General features: G+C 60.0%; 13 protein-coding genes and 4 tRNA genes. 2 read left to right on the forward strand and 15 right to left on the reverse strand.

Going from position 1 to position 17,004, the window contains the following annotated elements; all coding sequences use genetic code 11:
- Window positions 1-17: 17 nt before the first annotated feature.
- From leuB to leuC, 4 genes are all read right to left on the reverse strand, one after another.
- Window positions 18-1,100, reverse strand: a complete 1,083-nt coding sequence (gene leuB / locus PMI36_RS02280; RefSeq protein WP_007905958.1) for a 3-isopropylmalate dehydrogenase — start codon at window positions 1,098-1,100, stop codon at window positions 18-20.
- A gap of 80 nt (window positions 1,101-1,180) precedes the next feature.
- Window positions 1,181-1,948, reverse strand: a complete 768-nt coding sequence (locus PMI36_RS02275) for a class I SAM-dependent methyltransferase (RefSeq protein ID WP_008075932.1) — start codon at window positions 1,946-1,948, stop codon at window positions 1,181-1,183.
- A 160-nt stretch (window positions 1,949-2,108) separates the two neighbouring features.
- The gene (leuD, locus tag PMI36_RS02270; protein ID WP_007905962.1) at window positions 2,109-2,753 is read right to left on the reverse strand and encodes a 3-isopropylmalate dehydratase small subunit; all 645 of its coding nucleotides are present in this window, start codon (window positions 2,751-2,753) and stop codon (window positions 2,109-2,111) included.
- 11 nt (window positions 2,754-2,764) lie between these two features.
- Window positions 2,765-4,183 (reverse strand): 3-isopropylmalate dehydratase large subunit, encoded by a 1,419-nt coding sequence (gene leuC / locus PMI36_RS02265; RefSeq protein ID WP_008075934.1) that lies wholly within the window; start codon window positions 4,181-4,183, stop codon window positions 2,765-2,767.
- Window positions 4,184-4,343: 160 nt separating this feature from the next.
- On the opposite strand from leuC, the gene PMI36_RS02260 reads away from it, so the two are divergent.
- Window positions 4,344-5,234 carry a LysR family transcriptional regulator gene (locus PMI36_RS02260; protein WP_007905966.1) on the forward strand — a complete coding sequence of 297 codons (891 nt, stop codon included), beginning with the start codon at window positions 4,344-4,346 and terminating at the stop codon, window positions 5,232-5,234.
- An 84-nt stretch (window positions 5,235-5,318) separates the two neighbouring features.
- On the forward strand, window positions 5,319-8,597 hold the full coding sequence (locus tag PMI36_RS02255; RefSeq protein WP_008075936.1) for a sensor domain-containing protein: 3,279 nt from the start codon (window positions 5,319-5,321) through the stop codon (window positions 8,595-8,597).
- Window positions 8,598-8,700: 103 nt separating this feature from the next.
- On the opposite strand, the gene PMI36_RS02250 is transcribed toward PMI36_RS02255, so the two are convergent.
- The 11 genes from PMI36_RS02250 to uvrB all read right to left on the reverse strand — a co-directional run bounded on the left by PMI36_RS02250 (window position 8,701) and on the right by uvrB (window position 16,958).
- Window positions 8,701-9,147, reverse strand: a complete 447-nt coding sequence (locus PMI36_RS02250; RefSeq protein ID WP_008075938.1) for an Hsp20 family protein — start codon at window positions 9,145-9,147, stop codon at window positions 8,701-8,703.
- 120 nt (window positions 9,148-9,267) lie between these two features.
- On the reverse strand, window positions 9,268-10,227 hold the full coding sequence (locus tag PMI36_RS02245) for a tRNA dihydrouridine synthase (RefSeq protein WP_008075941.1): 960 nt from the start codon (window positions 10,225-10,227) through the stop codon (window positions 9,268-9,270).
- A 166-nt stretch (window positions 10,228-10,393) separates the two neighbouring features.
- Window positions 10,394-10,843 carry an acyl-CoA thioesterase gene (locus PMI36_RS02240; protein WP_008075943.1) on the reverse strand — a complete coding sequence of 150 codons (450 nt, stop codon included), beginning with the start codon at window positions 10,841-10,843 and terminating at the stop codon, window positions 10,394-10,396.
- 48 nt (window positions 10,844-10,891) lie between these two features.
- Window positions 10,892-11,725 (reverse strand): alpha/beta fold hydrolase, encoded by an 834-nt coding sequence (locus tag PMI36_RS02235; protein ID WP_008075945.1) that lies wholly within the window; start codon window positions 11,723-11,725, stop codon window positions 10,892-10,894.
- Between the two features lie 30 nt (window positions 11,726-11,755).
- Window positions 11,756-12,295 carry a TetR/AcrR family transcriptional regulator gene (locus tag PMI36_RS02230; RefSeq protein ID WP_008075947.1) on the reverse strand — a complete coding sequence of 180 codons (540 nt, stop codon included), beginning with the start codon at window positions 12,293-12,295 and terminating at the stop codon, window positions 11,756-11,758.
- Between the two features lie 182 nt (window positions 12,296-12,477).
- A tRNA-Glu gene (locus tag PMI36_RS02225) sits at window positions 12,478-12,553 on the reverse strand.
- 79 nt (window positions 12,554-12,632) lie between these two features.
- Window positions 12,633-12,708: transfer RNA gene (locus PMI36_RS02220), tRNA-Ala, on the reverse strand.
- 53 nt (window positions 12,709-12,761) lie between these two features.
- A tRNA-Glu gene (locus PMI36_RS02215) sits at window positions 12,762-12,837 on the reverse strand.
- Window positions 12,838-12,916: 79 nt separating this feature from the next.
- A tRNA-Ala gene (locus PMI36_RS02210) sits at window positions 12,917-12,992 on the reverse strand.
- A gap of 190 nt (window positions 12,993-13,182) precedes the next feature.
- Window positions 13,183-14,664: a glutamate--tRNA ligase gene (gene gltX / locus PMI36_RS02205; protein WP_008075949.1), complete on the reverse strand. Its 1,482-nt coding sequence runs from the start codon at window positions 14,662-14,664 to the stop codon at window positions 13,183-13,185.
- Between the two features lie 278 nt (window positions 14,665-14,942).
- Window positions 14,943-16,958, reverse strand: coding sequence for an excinuclease ABC subunit UvrB (gene uvrB / locus PMI36_RS02200; protein WP_008075951.1), 2,016 nt, complete (start codon window positions 16,956-16,958; stop codon window positions 14,943-14,945).
- Window positions 16,959-17,004: the final 46 nt, after the last annotated feature.

Genomic DNA, 17,004 nt, shown 5'->3' on the forward strand with positions numbered 1-17,004 from the left:
GCAGCGGGCCAAAGAGATTACAGATTCCGCAGCGCGGCGACTACTGCATCGCCCATTTCCTGCGTACCGACCTTGGTGCAACCGGCCGACCAGATGTCGCCCGTGCGCAGGCCCTGATCCAATACCAGGCTCACGGCCTGCTCGATGGCATCGGCCGCGTCCTGCAGATTGAAGCTGTAACGCAGCATCATCGACACCGACAAAATGGTCGCCAACGGGTTGGCAATGCCCTTGCCAGCGATGTCCGGCGCCGAACCGTGGCACGGCTCGTACATGCCTTTGTTGTTGGCATCCAGCGATGCCGACGGCAGCATGCCGATAGAGCCGGTGAGCATCGACGCTTCGTCGGAAAGAATGTCGCCGAACAGGTTGTCGGTCACGATCACGTCGAATTGCTTCGGTGCACGCACCAGTTGCATGGCGGCGTTGTCGACGTACATGTGGCTCAGTTCGACGTCCGGGTAGTCCTTGGCCACTTGCTCGACGACTTCACGCCACAGTTGGCTGGACGCCAGCACGTTGGCCTTGTCCACCGAGCACAGCTTCTTGCCGCGCACGCGGGCCATGTCGAAACCGACACGGGCGATACGGCGGATTTCGGTTTCGCTGTACGGCAGGGTGTCGTAGGCCTGACGCTCGCCGTTTTCCAGTTCACGCACGCCACGTGGCGCGCCGAAGTAGATGCCGCCGGTCAGTTCACGGACGATCAGGATGTCCAGACCGGCCACGATTTCTGCCTTCAGACTGGAAGCCTCGGCCAGTTGCGGGTACAGGATCGCCGGACGCAGATTGCCGAACAGGCCCAATTGCGCGCGGATTTTCAGCAGACCGCGCTCAGGGCGAATGTCACGCTCGATGGTGTCCCATTTCGGGCCGCCCACGGCGCCCAGCAATACCGCATCGGCGGCACGGGCACGGGCCAGGGTTTCGTCGGCCAGCGGCACACCGTGCTTGTCGATGGCGGCACCACCGATCACGTCATGACTCAGTTCGAAGCCCAGGCTGTACTTGTCGTTCGCCAGCTCCAGCACCTTGACTGCTTCGGCCATGATTTCCGGGCCAATACCGTCACCCGGGAGAATCAGAATCTGCTTGCTCATGCTTTCCTCATGTCATCAGTCGGCACACCCTTGGGCATGCCCGGAAAAATTCTATCGCTCGGCGGCTTATGTTTCAGAGCTTATCGTTCAGCCATCAGCACCAGCACATCTGTACTGAACGAGCCATCGGCCTCAATCTCAAAATATTCGCGAACTTCATTGCCCATCGATTGCTGCAACTCGCGGATTGCCGCGCGCATCGCCTGCGGCGTGCGCATGCGCTCGACCCAGGAGGTGTACTCCAGACGCAGCCGTTGGCGCGTGGTGCTGCGGGTATGCAACCCCGCTTCGCTGACCTGACGCAACCACTCGCCAGCAGAATAATCGCGCACGTGGCTGGTGTCGCGCAGCACTTCGACGCTTTGCAGGTAAGTGTCGAACAACGGGCTGCCCGGCGACAACACATCGATGAACGCCGCCACCCCACCCGGTTTCAGCACCCGGCGAACTTCGCGCAGGGCCAGCCCAAGGTCGCTCCAATGGTGCGCTGAGTAGCGGCTGAAAACGAAATCGAACTCGCCATCAGCGAACGGCAGGCGCTCGGCGGCACCCAGTACCGTGGACACATTGCTCAAGCCGCGATCGACAGCAGCCGCGGCCACTACGTCAAGCATCTGTTGAGACAGGTCGTAAGCCACCACTTCCTTGACCAGCGAAGCCACGTGAAAACTCACATGACCGGCGCCGCAGCCGAGGTCGAGCACACGAGCATCGCCCTGCCCCGCCAGTTCAGCCTGTAGCAGCGCGAATTCAGTGCCTTGAGCATGTACGGCGCTGCTCAGATAGGCCGAGGCCTGTTCACCGAATTGCTTTTGTACTACCTGACTGTGTGGGGCGGTGCTGGTCATGGGGACTTCCTTTTGGGAATGAGTCTTGTGGTGTCTGGGCTGCCGTCTTCGCGAGCAAGCCCGCTCCCACAGAGGTTTTGTGAACACCGCAAATCCAATGTGGGAGCGGGCTTGCTCGCGAAGAGGCCGGCCCTGCCCACATCAATTTCGGATCGATCAATCACGCGTCACGAAACAACCACGGCTGGCTCGCGCGGTGTTTGGCTTCAAACGTGGCAATCGCCTCGTGGTCCTGCAAGGTCAGGCCGATATCGTCCAGGCCATTGAGCAGGCAGTGCTTGCGGAACGCATCAATCTCAAAACTCAACACCTTGCCATCCGGACGGGTCACGGTCTGGGCTTGCAGATCAACCTGCAACTGATAGCCCGGAGTCGCCTCAACCTGCTGGAACAGTTCATCAACTTCAGCGTCGCTCAGAATGATCGGCAGCAGGCCGTTCTTGAAGCTGTTGTTGAAGAAGATGTCGGCATAGCTCGGCGCGATGATGCTGCGGAAACCGTACTCTTCCAGCGCCCACGGCGCGTGCTCGCGGCTGGAGCCGCAACCGAAGTTTTCGCGGGCCAGCAACACGCTGGCGCCCTGATAACGCTCGGCATTGAGGACGAAGTCCTTGTTCAACGGGCGCTTGGAGTTGTCCTGATACGGCTGCCCGACATCCAGGTAACGCCACTCATCGAACAGGTTCGGGCCGAAACCGGTGCGCTTGATCGACTTCAAGAACTGCTTCGGAATGATCTGATCGGTGTCGACGTTGGCACGATCCAAAGGCGCGACAAGACCAGTGTGCTGGGTAAAAGCTTTCATGCTGCGCTCCTTTAGATCAATTCACGGACGTCGACGAAACGACCGTTTACCGCGGCGGCGGCGGCCATGGCCGGGCTGACGAGGTGCGTACGGCCACCCGCGCCCTGACGGCCTTCGAAGTTACGGTTGGAGGTCGACGCGCAATGCTCGCCCGACTCCAAACGGTCCGGGTTCATCGCCAGACACATCGAGCAACCAGGCTCACGCCATTCGAAACCGGCTTCGAGGAAAATCTTGTCCAGACCTTCGGATTCGGCCTGAGCCTTCACCAGCCCCGAACCCGGCACCACGATGGCCTGCTTGATGGTCGACGCCACTTTGCGGCCCTTGGCGATCACGGCAGCAGCGCGCAGGTCTTCGATCCGCGAGTTGGTGCAGGAGCCAATGAATACGCGGTCCAGCTGAATGTCGGTGATCGCCTGATTGGCGGTCAAACCCATGTATTTCAAAGCGCGTTCGATGGAGCCACGCTTGACCAGGTCCATTTCCTTCGCAGGATCGGGAACGTTCTGATCGACAGCCAAGACCATCTCAGGCGAGGTACCCCAGCTGACTTGCGGCTTGATCTGAGTGGCATCGAGCTCGACGATGGTGTCGAACTTGGCATCCGCGTCGGAGACCAGGTCTTTCCAGGCCTCGACAGCCAAGTCCCATTCCGCGCCTTTCGGAGCAAATGGACGGCCCTTCACGTAAGCCACGGTTTTTTCGTCAGCCGCCACCAGGCCAACGCGAGCGCCGGCTTCGATGGACATGTTGCAGATAGTCATGCGGCCTTCGACCGACAGATCGCGAATCGCGCTGCCGGCGAACTCGATGGCGTGGCCATTACCGCCGGCGGTGCCGATTTTGCCGATCACGGCGAGGACGATGTCCTTGGCGGTCACGCCGAACGGCAATTGGCCTTCGACCGATACCAGCATGTTCTTCATTTTTTTCGCGACCAGGCACTGAGTGGCGAGCACGTGCTCGACCTCGGAAGTGCCAATACCGTGAGCCAAGGCACCAAACGCGCCGTGGGTCGAGGTGTGGGAGTCGCCGCAAACCACGGTCATGCCCGGCAACGTTGCGCCCTGCTCCGGACCAATGACGTGGACGATGCCTTGGCGGACATCATTCATCTTGAATTCGACGATGCCGTATTCGTCGCAGTTATCGTCGAGGGTCTGAACCTGCAAACGCGATACCTGGTCGACAATCGCTTCGATGCCGCCCTTGCGCTCCGCAGTAGTCGGAACGTTGTGGTCCGGGGTCGCGATGTTGGCATCGATGCGCCAAGGCTTGCGCCCGGCCAGACGCAGGCCTTCGAAGGCTTGCGGCGAGGTCACTTCGTGGATGATGTGACGATCGATGTAGATCAGCGCCGAGCCATCGTCGCGCTGCTTGACCAAATGCGAATCCCAGAGCTTGTCGTAGAGCGTTTTGCCGGCCATCAGACGGTTTCCTCATCAGCTTGTTTCTATGCCCTGGATCTTGAGCAATCTCAATAACCCTTTGGCTTGTGAGGTCGATCCTAGGGGGTTACATTAAATAACTCAAATTCATATTTTTTATGCTTTGCATAACCAACTGGAATGCCACCGAGACATCATCATGGACCTCGCCAACCTCAATGCTTTTATCGCGATTGCCGAGACCGGAAGCTTCTCCGGCGCTGGCGAACGGCTACACCTGACGCAACCCGCCATCAGCAAGCGCATCGCCGGACTGGAGCAGCAATTGAAGGTACGGCTGTTCGATCGTCTGGGCCGGGAAGTCAGCCTGACCGAAGCCGGTCGCGCCCTGCTGCCACGGGCCTATCAGATCCTCAATGTACTGGATGACACCCGCCGCGCCCTGACCAACCTGACCGGCGAAGTCTCCGGTCGTCTGACATTGGCCACCAGTCATCACATCGGCCTGCACCGTTTACCGCCCTTATTAAGGGAGTTCACTCGACGTTACCCACAAGTGGCGCTGGATATTCAGTTCCTCGATTCGGAAGTTGCTTACGAAGAAATCCTCCATGGCCGCGCCGAACTGGCGGTAATCACCCTTGCACCGGAACCCCACGCACTGGTCAAGGCCACGCCGGTGTGGGACGACCCGCTGGATTTCGTGGTCGCCCCAGAGCATTCGCTGATCGCTAACGGTCCGGTCAGCCTGGCGGATATTGCCCTGCACCCCGCGGTTTTCCCCGGCGGCAACACCTTTACCCACCACATCGTGCAGCGCCTGTTCGAGGCCCAGGGCCTGACGCCGAACATCGCCATGAGCACGAATTATCTGGAAACCATAAAAATGATGGTCTCGATCGGCCTCGCCTGGAGCGTTTTGCCGCGCACCATGCTGGACGATCAAGTGGCGCGCATACCTTTGCCGGGCATACAGCTCACTCGCCAGCTAGGCTATATCCTGCACACCGAACGGACGCTGTCGAACGCGGCACGGGCCTTCATGGCTCTGCTGGATGCACAAATCGATCAGCCAGGGACTCGCGGCTAAGCTGTGCTTCTTCTTTTTGTGCTACGCCTATAGAGCCCCAAAACCCTGTGCCTAACGCCCAATTCAGCCCAAGGCCTGTTATCCATGCCCAAATCTGTTGAACGTATGCCGCCGATGCCGCGAATTCAGGCACTTGACCCCAAACGGTCCGAGCAGAGCTGGGAAAGCGCCCCGCAGTTGCTGGCGGCCCTCAACGGCGCTCGGCTAGGCGCCTGGTATTGGGACATCGAGCGGGGGCAAATCAGTTGGTCACGGGGGACTCAGGCGTTGTTCGGCTTCGATCCCCGGCAGCCGTTGCCCGAGGACCTGGAATACCTCGACCTGCTGCCCCAGGAAGATCGGGCAAAAGCCATTCGCGCTTTCCATGCGGTGATCGCCGGCGCACCGCTGGAACAGGCCATGCACCACCGCATCCGCTGGCCCGATGGCAGCCTGCATTGGCTGGAGATCAACGGCAGCCTGCTGCCGGACAAAAACGGCCGGCCACGAATGATAGGGGTCATTCGTGAAATCACCCATCAGCGCCAACGCGAACAGGCACTGAGCAGCTCGGAAAAGCGCTTCGCCACGCTGTTTCACCTGTGCCCGAACATGGTCCTGCTGACCCGCCAGGAAGACGGCCTGATCAGCGAAGCCAACCAGTATTTCGAAAGCCTGTTCGGCTGGCCGGTGCAAGACGCCATCGGCCGAACCACGCTGGAACTGGGCCTTTGGGTCAACCCGGAGCAACGGGTGCAACTGGTCAAGGCCACCAAGGCCAAAGGCGAGCTGATCAACATGGAGGTGCAATTTCGCGCCAGCAACGGGCAGGTTCACGACGGCATCCTCAGCGCGCAAAAGGTCGAACTCGAAGGCCAGCCTTACCTGCTGAGCACATTCCTCGACACCACCGAACGCAAAATCGCCGAGCACGCCCTCAAAGACAGCCAGGAACGCCTGGACCTGGCCCTGGATTCGGCGCAACTCGGCACCTGGGACTGGCACATTCCCAGCGGCATGCTTTACGGCTCGGCGCGGGCCGCCCAGTTACATGGGCTGGACCCCAAACCCTTCCATGAATCCTTCGATGCGTTTTTCGAAGGCGTGCCCGACGAAGAACGCGGCACCATGCGCGACGCCTACCGCAGCCTGCGCGAAGGCCCGGCCGGCAATTACCAGCTGACTTACCGCGTGCAGCTAACGGATGGCAGCTCGCGCTACCTGGAAAGCCGCGCCAGACTCTACCGCGATGAACAGGGCAACCCGTTGCGCATGGCCGGCACACTGCTGGACATCACTGATCAGGTAGAGCGCGAACAGCAACTGGTGGCGTCGGAAGAGAAATTCGCCACCCTGTTCCAGGTCAGCCCGGACCCGATCTGCGTCACGCGCCAGGACACCGGTCACTTCATCGAGATCAACTCCAGCTTCACTCAAACGTTCGGCTGGAGCACCGTCGACGTGATTGGCCGCAGTGCCGACGAAATCGGCCTGTGGGACGCTTCGGCGAAGAGCCTGCAAAGGATCGAGCGGGTCATCCGCGAACAGGGCCTGAACAATGTGGCGATCATCGTCCGGCACAAGGACGGACAGTCCCTGACCTGCGTGATATCGAGCCGGCAGATCAGCGTCGGCGACCAACCCTGCATCGTCACCACCCTGCGCGACATCACCCAGCAGCAACGCTCGGAAGCGGCGCTCAAGGCCAGCGAGGAGAAGTTTGCCAAGGCCTTCCACTCAAGCCCCGACGCCATCACCATTACCGAGCGCGACACCGGACGCTACCTGGAGGTTAACGATGGCTTCTGTCGCCTGACTGGCTACCGCGCCGATGAAGTGGTCGGCCGCACGGTGTATCAGGTGGGCATCTGGGCCGAAGAGAAACAACGCTCGGCGTTGCTGGCGGAACTACAGATCAAGGGCCGGGTTCACCATCAGGAAATGCTCGGGCGCAACAAACGCGGCGAGTTGTTGACCGTCGAAGTCTCGGTGGAGCCGATCACCCTCAACGAAACGGCGTGCCTGCTGCTGACCGCCCGAGACGTCAGCTTGCTGAAAAACGCCGAAGCGCAGATCCGTCACCTGGCCTACCACGACCCGCTGACCAACCTGCCCAACCGCGCCCTGTTGATGGATCGTCTGAGCCAGCAGATCGCCCTGCTCAAACGCCACAACCTTCGAGGCGCGCTGATGTTCCTCGACCTCGATCACTTCAAGCACATCAACGACTCCCTCGGTCACCCGGTGGGCGATACGGTGCTGAAGATCATCACCGCGCGCCTTGAAGCCAGCGTGCGCATGGAGGACACCGTCGCGCGCCTGGGCGGTGACGAATTCGTGGTGCTGCTGAGCGGCCTGGAAGGTTCGCGCAGCGACGTCAGCGCTCAGGTCCGGGAGTTGGCGGATACCTTGCGCGAACTGCTGTCCGAACCGATGTTCCTCGACGGACAGCGCCTGCAAGTAACACCGAGCATCGGCATCGCGCTGATCCCCGACCACGGCTCGACCCCGACCGACCTGCTCAAACGCGCCGATATCGCCCTCTACCGCGCCAAGGATTCAGGCCGCAACACCACGCAGATGTACCACAACACCATGCAAAAGGCCGCCAGTGAACGCCTGCGCATGGAAACCGACCTGCGCCTGGCCCTTTCCCGGGGTGAATTCAGCGTGCAATACCAACCGCAGGTGGACGCCCGCAACAACCGCATTACCGGCGCCGAAGCCTTGGTACGCTGGCACCATCCGAAATTGGGCGCGCAATCACCCACAGAGTTCATCAAGGTGCTGGAAGACAGCGGGCTGATTCTGGAAGTCGGCACATGGATCCTTGACGAAGCCTGCGCTGCCTTCAAACATCTGATCGCCAAGGGCCTGATCAATCCGCTCGATTTCAGCCTGTGCGTGAACATCAGCCCCCGGCAATTCCGTCAGAACGATTTCGTCGAACGCATCGAACACAGCCTCGGCAGCCACGGCCTGCCCTGCTCGTTGCTGAAACTGGAAATCACCGAAGGCATCGTCATCCAGAACCTGGACGACACCATCAGCAAAATGCGGCGCCTGAAAAAACTCGGCGTGAGCTTTGCGATGGACGATTTCGGTACCGGTTATTCCTCGCTGACCTACCTCAAGCGCCTGCCGGTAGACACCCTGAAAATCGACCAGTCGTTCATCCGCGATGCCACCACCGACCCCAACGATGCCGAAATCATTCGCGCCATCGTCGCCATGGCCCGCAGTCTGGAGTTGGAAGTCATCGCCGAAGGGGTGGAAACCCTGGAGCAACTGGCGTTTTTGCAGGGGCTGGGCTGCCATTTGTATCAAGGGTATTTGCACAGCCGGCCGCTGCCGGTTGAGGAGTTTCAGAAACTGTTGAAATAAGGCGATGCAGCAACTGCCGAGCCGCTACGTACGGCTGTAGCAGCTGCTACGAATGGGCACAAAAAAGGGCGCCGGTGGATGGCGCCCTTTTTGTTGCTTTGACTCAGTGCTGCAGAGCCGGTTTTTCCGTCCCGTTGATCGGGATGCGTTTGGCTTTCGCTTCTTCCGGAATCACGCGCAGCAGGTCGATGCTCAACAAACCGTTGCGCAGTTCGGCGGCCTTGATTTCAATGTGGTCCGCCAGACGGAACGACAGTTTGAAGGCGCGCTGAGCGATGCCTTGGTACAAGTAAGTGACGCTTTCGTCCGCGTCACGTTTGCCGCCACTGATGGTCAGCACACCTTTCTCCACTTGCAGGTCCAGGTCTTCTTCCTGGAAACCGGCGGCCGCTACGACAATGCGGTATTGATCATCACCGTATTTTTCAACGTTGTAGGGTGGATAGGTGCTGCCTGGCTCATTGCGCAGAGCGGTTTCGAACAGGTCGTTGAAACGGTCGAAACCTACCGAGGAACGGAACAGTGGGGCCAGGGAAAATGCAGTACTCATGATTCAAATCTCCTGAACATAATCAGCAAGTTTTTTTGTCTCCGCGACCCGAATTCGGCATCGCGTAATCCTTAGATAAGGACCGCTGATTGCTTTTCAAGAGATTATTTCAAGATTTTTTCAGGCCGCTTCAGACACCTGCAACCCCAGTAAACGCGAGACATTATCCAGTTCGGTCTCACGACGCAGGACGGTGAACAGCTCTACCGCTTCGGGATAATTGCGGGTCAGCATTGCCAGCCACTGCTTCAAGCGACCCGGCGATTGGCGTGGCGTCATCTGCGCCTTGGCTTGCAGCCAGAAGTCTTGAATCAGCGGCAGCAGCTCGGCCCAGGTCATCTCAACGACGTCTTCACCGGCGCGGGCGGCGGCGATTTGCCGGGCCAGATCCGGACGCGATACCAGACCGCGACCGAGCATGATGTCTTCGACGCCGCTGATCTCGCGGCAACGACGCCAGTCCTCGACGCTCCAGATGTCGCCATTGGCAAACACCGGGACCTTGACCACGTTCTGCACCCGAGGGATCCATTCCCAGTGGGCTGGCGGCTTGTAGCCATCGGTCTTGGTCCGCGCGTGGACCACGATGTGCGCCGCCCCGCCTTCAGCCAGGGCCGTGGCGCAAACCAGCGCACCGTCCGGGCTGTCGAAACCGAGGCGCATCTTGGCGGTCACTGGAATGTGCGCTGGCACCGCACGACGGACGTGTTCGACGATTTGGTTGAGCAGTTCAGGCTCTTTGAGCAGCACCGCGCCGCCACGGGATTTGTTGACGGTCTTGGCCGGGCAGCCGAAGTTCAGGTCGATGACCTCGGAACCCAACTCGCAGGCCAGTGCGGCGTTTTCCGCCAGGCACACCGGATCGGAGCCCAGCAGTTGCACCCGCAGCGGCACGCCGGAGGCGGTTCGGGCGTTGGTCAGCAGTTCCGGGCCGAACTTGTGGTAATAGGCAGGCGTAAGCAGCTGATCGTTGATCCGAATAAATTCGGTCACGCACCAATCGATACCGCCCACACGGGTCAGCACGTCCCGCAGGATGTTGTCGACCAACCCCTCCATGGGCGCCAAAGCAATTTGCATGAAAAACACACTCAACGAAAAACGTGCGGCAGTTTACTGGATTGCGCGAGAAATCTGCAGAACATCGCTGATTCCTTGTGGGAGCGGGCTTGCTCGCGAAAGCGGTTTAACATTCAACAATTGTGCTGCCTGTCAGTCTGCTTTCGCGAGCAAGCCCGCTCCCACATTAGATTTTCGCTGAATCCAAATCCTGCAACGCCGGGCCATAGCCCTCGATAAACTCCGCCGGCATGCGCTTGGGCTTGCCGGTCGACAGTTCGATGCACACGAAAGTGGTCTGCGCCCGCAGCAACGTCGTGTTGTCGCTGGGGCGCTTCAATTGAAAGTGTCGGGTCATTTTCAGGCGCTGGTCCCAATCGACGATCCAGGTCGCCAACTGCAACTCATCACCCTCATAGGCCGCAGCCAGGTAATCGATCTCGTGCCGTACCACCGCCATCGCCCGATCCAGCCGCCGGTACTCGACCAGATCCAGGCCCAGCCGTTGCGAGTGGCGCCAGGCGCAACGCTCGAGCCAGGTCACGTACACCGCGTTGTTCGCATGGCCCAACCCGTCGATGTCCTCGGCGTCCACTTCCAGATCAATGATAAACGGCGTTGCCCGATCCCAGCCCATGCCCCACTCCCGGTCAGATTATTTCGACCGGGGCAGTGTAACGGAAGCTCAGGCCGATTGGCGCGATTGCAGGCTGCGACCAGTCAGCAGCGAGAGAACGCCGTCGATCACCCGCGGATCGGCCAGCACCCGCTGATGCCCGCCCTCTTCCAGGCGCAACAGACGGCTGTCGAACCAGGCTTCGTGGATCAACTGGGATTCCTTGACCGGAACAAAGTTGTCGTCCTCGGCATGGACGATCAGCCCCGGCATGTCGAGCTGATAGTGCGCGACATCCAGTGCAGCGGCACGCATGCCGACATCTTTCTCGACCTGGCGAATAAACGCCGAACGCGCTTTGGGCGGCAGGCGTACATAGCGTGCGAACCCACGCAATACCCCGAGAATTCGCGCCGGGGCGGCGATCGAGACCAGGGTTTCGGTGCGCAAGCCCAACTGAACTGCGAGCATGGCACTGGCGCCACCCATGGAGTGCCCAATGACCGCTTGCAGCGGCGGCAACTCAGCGGCCGCCTCGAGCATGGCCCGGGCGAACAGCACCACATTTGCTTCGCGACCAGGTGAGCGACCGTGAGCCGGGCCGTCGAGGGCAACCACGGTGTAACCGGCATCGACCAGCGCGGTGATCAGCGCGGCAAACTGTGTCGGCCGGCCCTCCCAGCCGTGCATCAACAACACCGCCGGCCCTTGCCCCCAACGCAACGCGGAGAGGCCGAAGCGCAAGGTGATCCGTTCGGATTTCGCCAGCAGCGGCAATTCCCAATCACGCGGCGGCAATTCCCGCGGAGTCATGAACGCCAGGCGCATCTTGCTCGCCACCAGCTTCGGCGCGAACCAGCCCAAGGTGCCATTAACGCCACGAACCCAGCTCAACGTGTTCATCGCTCATCTCCTCAGGCTGATGCCTTTAGGTCACAGCACCGCCGACTTGGCGGCGCGCAGCAATCGATCGGACAACTCTCCTGGCCCTAGCGCCCGTGCCAGAGCCAAACCACCGACCATCAAGGCGATGTCGGCCAAAACTTTGTCGGCGTCTTCCGGACTGGCCGCCAACTGCGCGACCATCAACTCAACATGCTCGTTCAATGCCACACGAAATTCGTCCGGCAGACGACCCAACTCGCCGACCGACGCCGGAATCGGGCATGCCTGCTCGGTGGAATCACGGTGTTTGCGCGATAGGTAGAACGCTGCGACCAACGCGCGACGCTCTTCGCCGGTCAACTGGGCGTCCATGTCAGCGATCAAGCCACGACGATGGCTGAGTAGCTGCTTGAACGCTTCCAGCATCAATGCGTCCTTGCTTTCGAAGTGTGCGTAGAAGCCGCCGACCGTCAGACCAGCCGCGCCCATCACTTCGCCCACGCTCGGCTCGGCCGGGCCGCGCTGGATCAGCGCTGCACTGGCAGCCTTGAGGATGCGTTCGCGGGTTTGAGCTTTTTTATCGTTCATCGTTGCCTCCGAATATTACGACTAGAATATTATTCTCATAATAATTTTTCGCAAGTCGTGGATGTGACCGCTGGTCTGAAGAACAGTTTTGAGAAAAAAGGAGAGTTGGCCAAACGCCAGACAAACAAAAGGGCCATTCAATAATTGAATGACCCTTAAAAATCCCGCAGAGCGGGTAATCGTGGCGTCCCCTAGGGGACTCGAACCCCTGTTACCGCCGTGAAAGGGCGGTGTCCTAGGCCACTAGACGAAGGGGACACAAACCCTTCTATACAATGATCAGTGCTGAGAGCTGATCGATTCAAGGCCGGTGTGGCCAGACCTTGAACTGTAAAATTGGTGGAGCTAGACGGGATCGAACCGTCGACCTCTTGCATGCCATGCAAGCGCTCTCCCAGCTGAGCTATAGCCCCGGATTTTTCGCCTCGCGGCGGAGCGACATCTTGCAACATCGCTTCTGTAAAACTGGCGTCCCCTAGGGGACTCGAACCCCTGTTACCGCCGTGAAAGGGCGGTGTCCTAGGCCACTAGACGAAGGGGACGCAAACCCTTCTATACAACTGATCAACGCTGAGTGTTGATCGCTTCAAGGCCGGTGTGGCCAGACCTTGAAGTGTAAATTGGTGGAGCTAGACGGGATCGAACCGTCGACCTCTTGCATGCCATGCAAGCGCTCTCCCAGCTGAGCTATAGCCCCTCATCGCTGAGGACGGGGCGAATCTTAATGGCGCATCGGAAGGCTGTCAAACTTATTTTTAACAATTTCCAAAATTTTTTGCCCACATAACAATCACTTACCGCCCTCCCCCCGAAAAACGGGGGTGGCGCCGAAGAGCAAGATCAAAAGATCGCAGCCTTCGGCAGCTCCTACACAAGGTTAAACAGCCTTAAGCGATAGCGCCCAGGAGTTTTTCCCACTCCTTGTTTTCCTTCTTCGACACGCCGCCCAGCAGGTCGATAGCCTGGCGCAGACGGAAACGGGTGAGGTCCGGACCGAGGATTTCCATCGCGTCGAGCACCGACACCGAGCTGGCCTGCCCCGTGATCGCGGCGAACATCAGCGGCATGGCATCACGCAGCTTCAACTCCAGGGATTCGACCACCGCCTGAATCGTCGCGGTAATGCTGTCCTTCTCCCACTGACGCAGGCTTTCCAGCTTCCACAGAATCAACTGCATCAACTGACGAACCTGATCGCCCGAGAGCTTCTTGGATTCGAACAGTTTGGCGTCCGGGTTCACGCCACCAGCGAAGAAGAAGCCGGCCAGTGGTGCGACCTGGCTGAAGGTTTCAACCCGGCCCTGCACGTGCGGTGCGATCTTCATCATGTATTCAGGGTTCAGTGCCCACTTTTGCAGACGAGCGGCGAACTCTTCCACCGGCAGGTCACGCAGCCATTGGCCGTTGAGCCACGACAGCTTCTCGATGTCGAAAATCGGCCCGCCGAGGGAGACGCGGCTCAGGTCGAAGTTATCGACCATTTCCTGCAGGGAGAACTTCTCGCGCTCGTCCGGCATCGACCAGCCCATGCGGCCCAAGTAGTTGAGCATCGCTTCCGGCATGAAGCCCATGCGCTCGTAGAAGGTCACCGAGGTCGGGTTCTTGCGCTTGGACAGCTTGCTCTTGTCCGGGTTACGCAGCAGCGGCATGTAGCACAGCTGCGGTTGTTCCCAGCCGAAGTATTCGTACAAGAGGATCAGTTTCGGCGCCGAAGGCAGCCATTCTTCACCGCGCAAAACGTGAGTGATGCCCATCAAGTGGTCATCGACAACGTTGGCCAGGAAGTACGTCGGCAAGCCGTCGGTCTTCATCAGCACTTGCATGTCCATGCGATCCCACGGGATCTCGACGTCGCCACGCAGCATGTCAGGCACCACGCACACGCCTTCGGTCGGCACTTTCATGCGGATCACGTGTGGCTCGCCGGCAGCCAGGCGGCGCGCGACTTCTTCCTTGGAGAGCAACAGCGCACGACCGTCGTAACGCGGGGTTTCGCCGCGGGCCATTTGCTCGGCGCGCATCTGGTCCAGTTCTTCAGCCGTACAGAAGCACGGGAAGGCATGACCCATGTCGACCAATTGCTGGCAGTACTTCTGATAAATATCGCCGCGCTCGCTCTGACGATAAGGACCGTGCGGGCCGCCGACATCCGGGCCTTCGCTCCAGTCGATACCCAACCAGCGCAGGGCGTCGAAAATCTGCTGCTCGGACTCGCGGGTCGAACGCAACTGGTCGGTGTCTTCGATCCGCAGGATGAACTCACCGCCATGCTGCTTGGCAAAGCAGTAGTTGAACAAAGCGATGTAAGCGGTACCTACGTGGGGGTCCCCGGTAGGCGATGGCGCGATGCGAGTGCGGACGGTGGTCATGGCATGTCTCGAAAAGAATAAAAGCGAAGATCAAACAAGAGGCGAATGGTAACAGGCGATAGCCGCCCGGCTCCAGTGAGTGGGGTATTTACCTCCACATCACTCGTAGGCCGAGGTGGGTTGAGGGCTGGGGGAAGCGCTTTAGCTGATGAATATGGCGTTCAGTCGTACGCCTTCGCGAGCAAGCCCGCTCCCACAGTAGACCGCGCCCGCCTGGACAACTCGGTCAACTGTGGGAGCGGGCTTGCTCGCGAAGAGGCCCTGTCAGACACCACAAATCAAATCGCGATCAACCGCTCCCGCAACTTGCCGATTTCGTCGCGCAACTGCGCCGCGGCTTCGAATTCCAGGTCGCGGGCCAGCTGGTACATCTTTTCTTCCAACTGACGAATGCGTTTGCTGATCTCGCTCGGCGAGCGCAGTTCGGCCTCGTACTTGGCACTTTCCTCGGCGGCCTTGGCCATGCCTTTGCGCTTCTTGCTGCGCGAACCCGGCACGACCGCGCCTTCCATAATGTCGGCGACGTCCTTGAACACCCCCTTCGGCGTGATGCCATTGGCCAGGTTGAAAGCGATCTGCTTGTCGCGACGACGCTCGGTTTCGCCGATCGCCCGCTCCATGGAGCCGGTGATGCGATCTGCGTACAAAATCGCCCGCCCATTGAGGTTGCGCGCCGCCCGGCCGATGGTCTGGATCAACGAGCGCTCGGAACGCAAGAAACCCTCCTTGTCCGCATCGAGAATCGCCACCAGCGAGACTTCCGGCATGTCCAGGCCTTCACGTAGAAGGTTGATCCCCACCAGCACATCGAAGACGCCGAGACGCAAGTCACGGATAATTTCGACCCGCTCCACAGTGTCGATGTCCGAGTGCAGATAACGCACGCGCACGCCGTGGTCGGCCAGATAATCGGTCAAATCTTCAGACATGCGCTTGGTCAGCGTGGTGACCAGCACCCGCTCTTCCAGGGCCACACGCTTGGTGATTTCCGAGAGCAAGTCGTCGACCTGGGTCAACGCCGGACGGATTTCGATTTGCGGGTCAACCAGACCGGTCGGGCGCACCAATTGCTCGACCACTCGGCCAGCATGTTCCGCCTCATAATTGCCCGGCGTGGCCGAGACAAAAATCGTTTGGGGACTGATGCTTTCGAACTCATCGAAACGCATCGGCCGGTTGTCCAGCGCGGACGGCAGACGGAAGCCGTACTCCACCAGCGTCTCTTTCCGGGAACGGTCACCTTTATACATGGCGCCGACTTGCGGCACGCTGACGTGGGATTCGTCGATCACCAGCAAGGCATCCGCCGGCAGGTAGTCGAACAACGTGGGCGGCGCCTGGCCGGATTCACGGCCCGACAGGTAGCGCGAATAGTTTTCGATGCCGTTGCAGTAGCCCAGCTCGAGGATCATCTCCAGGTCGAAACGGGTGCGCTGCTCCAGTCGCTGGGCTTCCACCAGTTTGTTATTGGAGCGCAGGTATTCCAGGCGCTCCTGCAATTCGACCTTGATCCCTTCGGTGGCCTCGAGCAGGGTTTCGCGCGGGGTCACGTAGTGGCTCTTCGGATAGAAGGTGAAACGCGGCAGTTTGCGGATGACTTCACCGGTCAGCGGATCGAAGGCGGACAGGCTCTCCACTTCGTCATCGAACAGCTCGATGCGGATCGCTTCGAAATCGGATTCCGCCGGGTGGATATCAATCACGTCGCCGCGCACCCGGAAGGTCGCCCGGGCGAAGTCCATGTCGTTGCGGGTGTATTGCAGGTCGGCCAGGCGACGTAGCAGCGCGCGCTGGTCGAGCTTGTCGCCGCGATCCACGTGCAACACCATCTTCAGATAGGTTTCCGGGCTGCCCAGACCGTAGATGCAGGACACCGTGGTGACGATGATCGCGTCCTTGCGCTCCAGCAGCGCCTTGGTCGCGGACAGGCGCATCTGCTCGATATGGTCGTTGATCGAGGCATCCTTCTCGATGAAGGTGTCGGACGACGGCACGTAGGCTTCGGGCTGGTAGTAGTCGTAATAAGACACGAAGTATTCAACGGCGTTGTTCGGGAAGAACGTCTTGAATTCGCCATACAACTGCGCGGCCAGGGTCTTGTTGGGCGCCAGCACCAGCGTCGGGCGCTGAATCTGGGCGATCACGTTGGCGATGCTGAAGGTCTTGCCCGAGCCGGTCACACCGAGCAACGTCTGGTGCGCCAGCCCGGCCTCAATGCCCTCGACCATCAGGCGGATGGCTTCCGGCTGATCGCCGGCGGGCTCGAAGCGGGTGACTAGCTGGAATTCAGACATACATACCTCTGGATTCGCGCCTGCCCAGTCAAACCGGACAGCGACG

The sequence above is a fragment of the Pseudomonas sp. GM79 genome, from assembly GCF_000282495.1.
Classification (GTDB): domain Bacteria; phylum Pseudomonadota; class Gammaproteobacteria; order Pseudomonadales; family Pseudomonadaceae; genus Aquipseudomonas.

What these genes read in the sequence shown, in the direction of transcription:
- leuB (WP_007905958.1), bottom strand. Translation starts at nt 1,100, where the DNA reads ATGAGCAAGCAGATTCTGATTCTCCCGGGTGACGGTATTGGCCCGGAA.
- PMI36_RS02275 (WP_008075932.1), bottom strand. Translation starts at nt 1,948, where the DNA reads ATGACCAGCACCGCCCCACACAGTCAGGTAGTACAAAAGCAATTCGGT.
- leuD (WP_007905962.1), bottom strand. Translation starts at nt 2,753, where the DNA reads ATGAAAGCTTTTACCCAGCACACTGGTCTTGTCGCGCCTTTGGATCGT.
- leuC (WP_008075934.1), bottom strand. Translation starts at nt 4,183, where the DNA reads ATGGCCGGCAAAACGCTCTACGACAAGCTCTGGGATTCGCATTTGGTC.
- PMI36_RS02260 (WP_007905966.1), top strand. Translation starts at nt 4,344, where the DNA reads ATGGACCTCGCCAACCTCAATGCTTTTATCGCGATTGCCGAGACCGGA.
- PMI36_RS02255 (WP_008075936.1), top strand. Translation starts at nt 5,319, where the DNA reads ATGCCCAAATCTGTTGAACGTATGCCGCCGATGCCGCGAATTCAGGCA.
- PMI36_RS02250 (WP_008075938.1), bottom strand. Translation starts at nt 9,147, where the DNA reads ATGAGTACTGCATTTTCCCTGGCCCCACTGTTCCGTTCCTCGGTAGGT.
- PMI36_RS02245 (WP_008075941.1), bottom strand. Translation starts at nt 10,227, where the DNA reads ATGCAAATTGCTTTGGCGCCCATGGAGGGGTTGGTCGACAACATCCTG.
- PMI36_RS02240 (WP_008075943.1), bottom strand. Translation starts at nt 10,843, where the DNA reads ATGGGCTGGGATCGGGCAACGCCGTTTATCATTGATCTGGAAGTGGAC.
- PMI36_RS02235 (WP_008075945.1), bottom strand. Translation starts at nt 11,725, where the DNA reads ATGAACACGTTGAGCTGGGTTCGTGGCGTTAATGGCACCTTGGGCTGG.
- PMI36_RS02230 (WP_008075947.1), bottom strand. Translation starts at nt 12,295, where the DNA reads ATGAACGATAAAAAAGCTCAAACCCGCGAACGCATCCTCAAGGCTGCC.
- gltX (WP_008075949.1), bottom strand. Translation starts at nt 14,664, where the DNA reads ATGACCACCGTCCGCACTCGCATCGCGCCATCGCCTACCGGGGACCCC.
- uvrB (WP_008075951.1), bottom strand. Translation starts at nt 16,958, where the DNA reads ATGTCTGAATTCCAGCTAGTCACCCGCTTCGAGCCCGCCGGCGATCAG.